The sequence below is a fragment of the Chamaesiphon sp. genome, from assembly GCF_041738855.1.
GTDB lineage: Bacteria > Cyanobacteriota > Cyanobacteriia > Cyanobacteriales > Chamaesiphonaceae > Chamaesiphon.
In genome coordinates, this window is sequence record NZ_JBGSPA010000062.1 from 22,037 (window position 1) to 29,102 (window position 7,066).

A 7,066-nucleotide genomic window follows, 5' to 3' on the forward strand; every position below is an offset into this window, starting at 1 on the left:
GAATATTGAATTGCCAGGGAACAGCTATACCCATGTCCAACGCCGAACAGCCAGCAAAAATCCATCTACCCAAAACCAGCGAATCGGAAACCCTCAAAAAAATCAGACATACCGCCTCCCATGTGATGGCGATGGCGGTACAGAGGCTGTTTCCCAAGGCTCTGGTGACGATCGGCCCCTGGATCGAAAATGGGTTCTACTATGATTTTGATAGCCCTGACGCCTTTACAGACAAGGATCTGAAGACAATTCAGAAAGAGATGATTAAGATCGTCAATCAGAAGTTGCCAGTCGTGCGCGAAGAAGTCACCAGAGCCGAAGCCCAAGCGCGAATCTCTGCTCTCAACGAACCCTACAAATTAGAAATTCTCGCTGGACTAACAGAACCGATTACCCTCTACCATCTCGGCGATAAGTGGTGGGACTTGTGCGCGGGGCCACATCTAGACAATACTGGCGATCTGCACCCGAAAGCCTTTAAACTCGAAGCTGTAGCAGGTGCCTACTGGCGGGGCGATGAAACCAAAGCCCAATTGCAACGCATCTACGGTACCGCCTGGGAAACTCCCGAACAACTCGCCGAATACGAACGCCGCAAGGAAGAAGCCATCCGTCGCGATCATCGCAAAATCGGCAAGGAACTTGGCTTATTTATTTTCTCAGAATTGGTCGGCCCTGGTCTGCCATTATGGACACCTAAAGGGACAATTCTCCGCAGCACTTTAGAAGACTTCCTCAAAAAAGAGCAAACCAAACGCGGTTATTTACCTGTAGTTACGCCCCATATTGCCAAAACCGACTTGTTCATGAAATCGGGACACAGGCAAAAATACAAGGAAGATATGTTCCCAATTATGGCGGACAATCTCGAAGATATTGCCGCTGATAATGGCTTTGTGATGAAGCCGATGAATTGTCCGTTTCATATCCAGATCTATCAAAGCGAACTGCGATCGTATCGTGATTTACCGATTCGGTATGCTGAATTTGGTACGGTGTATCGATACGAGCAATCTGGCGAACTCGGTGGATTGACTCGCGTACGCGGCTTTACGGTCGATGATTCTCACCTATTTGTGACTCCCGAGCAATTGGATGAAGAGTTTCTAAAAGTGGTCGATCTCATCCTATCGGTATTTGACAAACTCCGCCTGAAAAACTTCAAAGCGCGTCTGAGTTTCCGCGATCCAGCTTCGGATAAATATATCGGCTCAGATGATGCTTGGAATAAGGCAGAAGGAGCGATTACCCGCGCTGTCGAGAAGCTGGGAATGGATCATTTTATCGGCATTGGTGAAGCGGCTTTTTATGGCCCCAAACTTGATTTTATCTTTAGTGATGCACTCGATCGCGAGTGGCAATTGGGCACCGTCCAAGTAGATTACAATCTCCCCGAGCGATTTGAACTCGAATACATCGATGAACATAGCAGCCGCCAACGTCCGATTATGATTCACCGTGCTCCCTTTGGATCGCTCGAACGGCTGATCGGGATTCTGATCGAAGAGTATGCGGGTGATTTCCCGCTGTGGATGGCTCCGGTGCAGATGCGATTGGTACCTGTGGCTCAAGACTTTATCCCGTTTGCCAAAGCCGCTTGTGAGCAGTTACTCGCCCTCGGCGTTCGCGCTGAAGTGGATAGTAGTAACGAGCGATTGGGTAAAATGGTTCGCAACGCTGAGAAGGAGAAAATTCCCGTTGTGGGCATCGTCGGCGGTAAAGAGGTGGAAGACAATACGATCAGCATTCGCACCCGAATTGAGGGCGAATTAGGCGCGATTGGTGTCAATGAAGTGGTGAAGAGAATTGTGGATGCGATCGCCAACTTTAGCGATTTCTAAGCTGCTAAACTTACAGATGCGATCGCACCCATTTCAGTGGGCAGTTTAACTAAAATTAGGCCGATCGCACATCGCCTAATTTTAGCTACCTTTCGACACGACCTAAGTAGTAGTGGCTCGACACGAATAAAACTGTGGGTAACGCGATCGCTCTCTACAAGATTTTTTCTAATCCGTATACTAACGATTTTAGACCCAAAATCTTGCGAATGGCGAGGAGGACTCCAGGCATGTAGCACGATCGATTGGTAGTATCGTGGCGGAGTAGGTAGATCTCACCTGGCGCACCAAAGATGATTTCTTGATGGGCGATATAACCAGGTAGCCTGACACTGTGAATGCGGATATTTTCGTCAGCGATGGCACCTCTGGCACCTGCCATTTTTTCGGATTCAGTGACGCTGGGCGGGTTGAAGGTTTTGCCGAGTTCGCCGAGGAGTTGGGCGGTTTGGATGGCGGTACCGCTGGGGGCGTCAGCTTTGTGGTTGTGGTGGAGTTCGATGATTTCGACGTGTTCAAAAAACTTGGCGGCTTGGATGGCGGCTTGCTGCATCAGGATGACGCCGATCGAAAAATTGGGGATAATCAAACAGCCAGTGCTAGCTTTGTCAGCAAATTCCGCTAGTTCCTGAATCTGGTTGGTACTCAATCCAGTGGTACCGACAACCGGACGCACGCCATAAGCGATCGCCGATCGCACGTTTTCATAGATACTGTCAGGATGGGTAAAATCGACCATTACGGCGGGTTGTTTCTCTTGGGATGCCATCACCAGGATTGCTTGGAGATCGTTCATTACAGGTATCTCCAAGGCTCCACAGCCAGCGATTTCACCGATATCTTCGCCAAATAGTTTCGGATTGCGATCGATCGCGCCTAGCAACACCAGGTCGGGGGCATTGGCGACTGCTTTGATGACTTCTAGTCCCATTTTACCGCCCGCACCATTGACGACGACTGGGATGGGCGATTGGTTACTCATGCTGATTCTCCTTGGCTGATAGCTCCACATTGCCTATTATGACATCGAAAGACTGGCTTGGAGCGCAAGTTTTCTCGGCGATCGAGGTGCTAGATTTTGGGGATTGAAGAGTTTTAGCCTGTTTGCCATGCAACATAAATACCGAAAGTAGCGTCACTATAACTGCTAATTATGAGAATCAATTTAGCTATAATTGCTCTAATTCCAATCGCTAATTTAGTAAAAGATGTATGTTCGATAGATTAGCTTCACTCCTTCAGTGGTGCCAGCAACGGTGGTTATATGCCAGTATCGGGTTGCTGACAATGTGTATCGTGACTGTGGGGCAACCACAGATCGGTCGAGCGGCTGACTGGATTCGGATTCTGATGCAAGGTGCCCAAATCCTGGAACTATCCAATCTCTCTGATGCCCAAGAGGCGAGTTTGGGTGCAGATACTAATCGAGCATTGGTCAGCCAAAAGGTGAGACTTTATCGCAATCCCGCCGTAACTAGCTATGTCGATCGGATCGGTCAACGGCTGGCGAGAAATAGTAGCAGACCAAATCTTAAATACACCTTTCAAGTCGTCGAAGATGATGCCATCAACGCTTTTGCAACGATGGGTGGGTACGTCTATATCAATACTGGCTTGATGAAAGCCGCCGACAATGAAGCACAGCTAGCTGCGATCGTGGGGCATGAAATCGGGCACATTGCTGGGCGTCACTCGATCCAACAGCTCAAGCAAGCCGCCATCAATCAAGGTATCAGTTCGATCGCTGGAGTCGATCGCAACCAAATCGTCCAGATCGGAGTACAACTATTTTCAACATTGCGAAATAGTCGTGAAGATGAGTATGATGCCGATCGGCGTGGTTTGACCATGATGATCCAAACTGGCTACGCTCCCAGTGCATTTCCAGAGTTTATGAAAAAGTTGGTCGGTAGTAGTTCAACTCCAGAATTTCTCAACACTCACCCAGCTGCAACCGAGCGAGTTGCCAATCTCCAAAAGATGATTCCCCCAGCTTATCGCAATCGCACCGATGGCTTGAATGCCACTACTTACAAGCAAAATTTACGCGGCTTCTTTTAGGAGGATTTACTTCGACTCCGACAATCTTTAGCTGCTCAAGGAGCATATCCAGACTTGCGGTCTAATGTCGAATCCTCATCGCGATCGCATTAGCGTACCGTAGGTAATCGAGTCCCCAAATTCTAACCCTGACCTCGATTAGGTGTACAATCGACAAATCCGATCGATTCACTATCCAAATACCCAGCCAAAGCCATCTCTACCACCGCCTCAACTGGAAAGTTAATTTCCGCAGCTCGATCGATAAATGCCGCTCTAATCCGCTCTGGCAAGTTTTCGAGGATCGTTTGAGCTGCCGCAGGTGTAAGTTGTTCTAAAGTCTTCGATTGCATAGCTTTAACGCTCCATTGGAATCTTAACGTTATAAGGCGGTTCGGCGGCTCTGAGCAGAATTGCCTCTAATTCTAATAATAACCCTGGTTTTCCCCATCGGTCGAGCCTCTCAATGGCAATCCTCACATCACCAGGTGCGTAAAGATCGAGCCACGCCCATGTAAATGCTTTGTGTCCCCCGTTAAACCGCGTACTCAGATCGTTTGTCTTTCCTAAATATAAAAGTCCATCCGTTCGGTGCCGAACAGCATAAATACCAGGCGCACGGGGTAACTTATTAAAGGTTCGATCTATTTCTAAGCACAGATTGAAATCTGTAAATACCAATCGATCTAGTATTTCTCTTGCCTGTTGCTGGGAATCGGTCATTATTTGGGCTGGGAAAACAAAGCAATACCTAGTTTACAGATAGATCGAGTCCCCAATTCCCAAGCCCACATCGAATCTACAATTCACAAACCCGAATCGTCGAACATATCTAGAGATGATGGGCTGGTTCGATTACCTACGGTACGCTAGCGCGAACGATATTAATCTGTAAAATTCAATATCCCTAGCATAAACCCTCCCCTACAGTCCCTAGAATTAAGATCGATCGAATATCACAGAAAAAAGATCAATCATTATTAACCCGTAGGGGCTGGTTTATGCAATTTAATCTCGATCATACCGGAAATCTATGCCAAACCCGCCCTCCCCACAGGTCGATCGAGAATGCTGGATCTGAAATTTAAATAGTCGATCGAGCAACGCTTTGTTATAGTCTAGAAAACAGCAACATCAATAACATACAATATGACTTTTGATAGTAAGCCTGATTTCTATACTGCTTGGAATAGAGAATATTTAATTTTTCTGAAAAATAAATATGATGAAATTATTTTGGCAAATGAAGATATTGATTTTTTATCAAAAGTCGGGTTGCCGAAACATGTTAATTCTCTAGAAATAGAATTTAATTTAGATAATGTAGAGGTTTACTCCTCTAACTTCGACAACACGCAAAATATTTCTCTGCCAAAATATGAAAAATTATATAAAATTGGTTGTTTTGATAACTTTGGCAATGGAATTGCTGTTCAAGAAAGCAACCGATCTGTCTATATTATTTTTTCACATGGAGATTCGAGTAGTGAGTTGATTGAAAGAGGTGATTATTTTAATCTAAATATAATATGCTTTGCAAAATGCTTAAATATTTATGAAGAGTTTTTCAAAAAGCATCAAGATTCTAATGTTGAGTGTAAAAGCAAGGATGAAAAGCATAAAATCATGGATGATTTAGAATCATCACTAAAAGCAATAGATTCAACTATCATCAGTTCCCAGTCAAGAATTATGGAATATGATAATTTTTGGGCTTATGTTATTGAAGATTGGTATCATGAGCTAGATTTATGTTTTGTGGATAGAAGATGATGATAAATTTTAAGGATTCTCGATCGAACCCCACCCAATCCACCCTACACAGATCCGCGCTACGATAGATAATCGCCCAAACAATCCGAAACAGAGGCAAGATCGTGGCAGTTGCAGTAGATAGTCTCATTACTCCTGAAATCCTCAAACCCGCGCGTTACCTCGGTAACGAACTCGGTGCGGTGCATAAACCGTGGGAGAGTGCGACAGTTCGCTGGGCACTGACATATCCAGAGATCTACGAAGTTGGGGCGAGCAATCTGGGGCATATTATCCTTTACAGTATTATCAACGCCCAGCCGCGCCAATTGTGCGATCGAGCCTATCTCCCCGCAGCAGATTTATCGCAGAGGTTACGCGAAACTCAGACACCATTTTGCATCGGTACACTCATGTGAATATTTTCAGCATTTATCCCTGCTGCAATCAATGTAGATGTCAACCCCTCCTCGAAATTATCCTCCTCAATTGTGACCTCTCGATCGACCAAATGAGCGTGAAATAAAATCGTATTAATCCACGCTCTTTTATCCCAACCAGTAGCAAGAATTAAAAAATGACCCGAATCGCGATCGCATACTGGATAAAGCTGAATTGACTGAATTCGAGGCTGATCTTTCGTAGCTTCTTGCAAAGTATTTTGAATGATATCAGCGTAGTTTAATGAGCTATCCATTGCACTATCTCCTCTTGCTCTGGCTGGTAAACTAGTAAGTTGATTTTGTTGCGCTTGATCGCGAGTTGAAAAATGGGTTTTTGAAAATGTTTTAGATAAATAGCTTCACTGACTGCTAAAAATAGCTGGCGTTCTGGTTCTTGCTCCTCCAGTGCCCACTGATAAAGCTGAAGCTGTCCCATCGTCTTTTCTAGTTCACTGATGACAGAGGGCGTGTCAAAATCTTTGATTTCAATCGCAATCTTCCGATCTGCCTTCTCCGCAGTGAAAAACTTTTCAGCTCCCAAATCGGCTTTTAAAAGAGTCTTCTCTAAAATTAAAATTAATGGATCGTCTGTAATAGTCCAGCCATCTTTCTCTAAAGTACGACGGGCTGCATCATGTAAACTATCTCGTCTGGACATTTTTCAAGAATTGGTGAAATCGGGATCTGAATTTCACTTTAACGATGGGCAAAAATAACTTTTGACAGCAATCTTCAAATCCTCAATATTTATTATATCTATTTGGGTCGTTGGTGTAGCAATCGAATCCCACATCACCAGATCCGCGCTACCATAGATAATCGCCCAAGCAAACGTAAAACAGAGGGAAAATCGTGGCAGTTGCAGTAGATAGTCTCATTACTCCTGAAATCCTCAAACCCGCTCGTTACCTCGGTAACGAACTTGGTGCGGTGCATAAACCGTGGGAGACTGCGACAGTTCGCTGGGCACTGACATATCCAGAGATCTAC

At 45.3% G+C, this 7,066-nt stretch carries 8 protein-coding genes and 1 pseudogene; 4 read left to right on the forward strand and 5 right to left on the reverse strand.

Annotation, left to right across the window (positions count from 1 at the left end; all coding sequences use genetic code 11):
• The first annotated feature begins 32 nt into the window (after window positions 1-32).
• Window positions 33-1,841 (forward strand): threonine--tRNA ligase, encoded by a 1,809-nt coding sequence (gene thrS, locus ACEW9I_RS06370; RefSeq protein WP_373539512.1) that lies wholly within the window; start codon window positions 33-35, stop codon window positions 1,839-1,841.
• 154 nt (window positions 1,842-1,995) lie between these two features.
• On the opposite strand, the gene dapB is transcribed toward thrS, so the two are convergent.
• Window positions 1,996-2,823 (reverse strand): 4-hydroxy-tetrahydrodipicolinate reductase, encoded by an 828-nt coding sequence (dapB, locus tag ACEW9I_RS06375; RefSeq protein WP_373539513.1) that lies wholly within the window; start codon window positions 2,821-2,823, stop codon window positions 1,996-1,998.
• Between the two features lie 230 nt (window positions 2,824-3,053).
• Here dapB and ACEW9I_RS06380 point away from each other — a divergent pair, with 230 nt between their 5' ends.
• Complete coding sequence (locus tag ACEW9I_RS06380) at window positions 3,054-3,902, forward strand: M48 family metallopeptidase (protein ID WP_373539514.1); 849 nt, start codon at window positions 3,054-3,056, stop codon at window positions 3,900-3,902.
• 122 nt (window positions 3,903-4,024) lie between these two features.
• On the opposite strand, the gene ACEW9I_RS06385 is transcribed toward ACEW9I_RS06380, so the two are convergent.
• A complete protein-coding gene (locus ACEW9I_RS06385; RefSeq protein WP_373539515.1) occupies window positions 4,025-4,234 on the reverse strand; it encodes a hypothetical protein in 210 nt (69 codons plus the stop codon).
• Window positions 4,235-4,238: 4 nt separating this feature from the next.
• Window positions 4,239-4,604 (reverse strand): GIY-YIG nuclease family protein, encoded by a 366-nt coding sequence (locus ACEW9I_RS06390; RefSeq protein WP_373539516.1) that lies wholly within the window; start codon window positions 4,602-4,604, stop codon window positions 4,239-4,241.
• Window positions 4,605-5,030: 426 nt separating this feature from the next.
• Here ACEW9I_RS06390 and ACEW9I_RS06395 point away from each other — a divergent pair, with 426 nt between their 5' ends.
• Both ACEW9I_RS06395 and ACEW9I_RS06400 read left to right on the forward strand, forming a co-directional pair.
• A complete protein-coding gene (locus tag ACEW9I_RS06395) occupies window positions 5,031-5,654 on the forward strand; it encodes a hypothetical protein (RefSeq protein WP_373539517.1) in 624 nt (207 codons plus the stop codon).
• Window positions 5,655-5,758: 104 nt separating this feature from the next.
• Window positions 5,759-6,028: pseudogene (locus ACEW9I_RS06400) on the forward strand (B12-binding domain-containing radical SAM protein); the annotation flags it as partial.
• On the opposite strand, the gene ACEW9I_RS06405 reads toward ACEW9I_RS06400, so the two are convergent.
• Complete coding sequence (locus ACEW9I_RS06405) at window positions 6,019-6,330, reverse strand: element excision factor XisI family protein (protein ID WP_373539518.1); 312 nt, start codon at window positions 6,328-6,330, stop codon at window positions 6,019-6,021. The pseudogene ACEW9I_RS06400 and the gene ACEW9I_RS06405 overlap by 10 nt on opposite strands.
• Window positions 6,315-6,734, reverse strand: coding sequence for a XisH family protein (locus ACEW9I_RS06410; protein WP_373539519.1), 420 nt, complete (start codon window positions 6,732-6,734; stop codon window positions 6,315-6,317). Before ACEW9I_RS06410 ends, ACEW9I_RS06405 begins: the two co-directional genes overlap by 16 nt.
• Window positions 6,735-7,066: the final 332 nt, after the last annotated feature.

Bases quoted from the DNA above. Each gene is read 5' to 3' on its own strand.
- thrS (WP_373539512.1), top strand. From the start codon at position 33: ATGTCCAACGCCGAACAGCCAGCAAAAATCCATCTACCCAAAACCAGC.
- dapB (WP_373539513.1), bottom strand. From the start codon at position 2,823: ATGAGTAACCAATCGCCCATCCCAGTCGTCGTCAATGGTGCGGGCGGT.
- ACEW9I_RS06385 (WP_373539515.1), bottom strand. From the start codon at position 4,234: ATGCAATCGAAGACTTTAGAACAACTTACACCTGCGGCAGCTCAAACG.
- ACEW9I_RS06410 (WP_373539519.1), bottom strand. From the start codon at position 6,734: ATGTCCAGACGAGATAGTTTACATGATGCAGCCCGTCGTACTTTAGAG.
- ACEW9I_RS06395 (WP_373539517.1), top strand. From the start codon at position 5,031: ATGACTTTTGATAGTAAGCCTGATTTCTATACTGCTTGGAATAGAGAA.
- ACEW9I_RS06390 (WP_373539516.1), bottom strand. From the start codon at position 4,604: ATGACCGATTCCCAGCAACAGGCAAGAGAAATACTAGATCGATTGGTA.
- ACEW9I_RS06380 (WP_373539514.1), top strand. From the start codon at position 3,054: ATGTTCGATAGATTAGCTTCACTCCTTCAGTGGTGCCAGCAACGGTGG.
- ACEW9I_RS06405 (WP_373539518.1), bottom strand. From the start codon at position 6,330: ATGGATAGCTCATTAAACTACGCTGATATCATTCAAAATACTTTGCAA.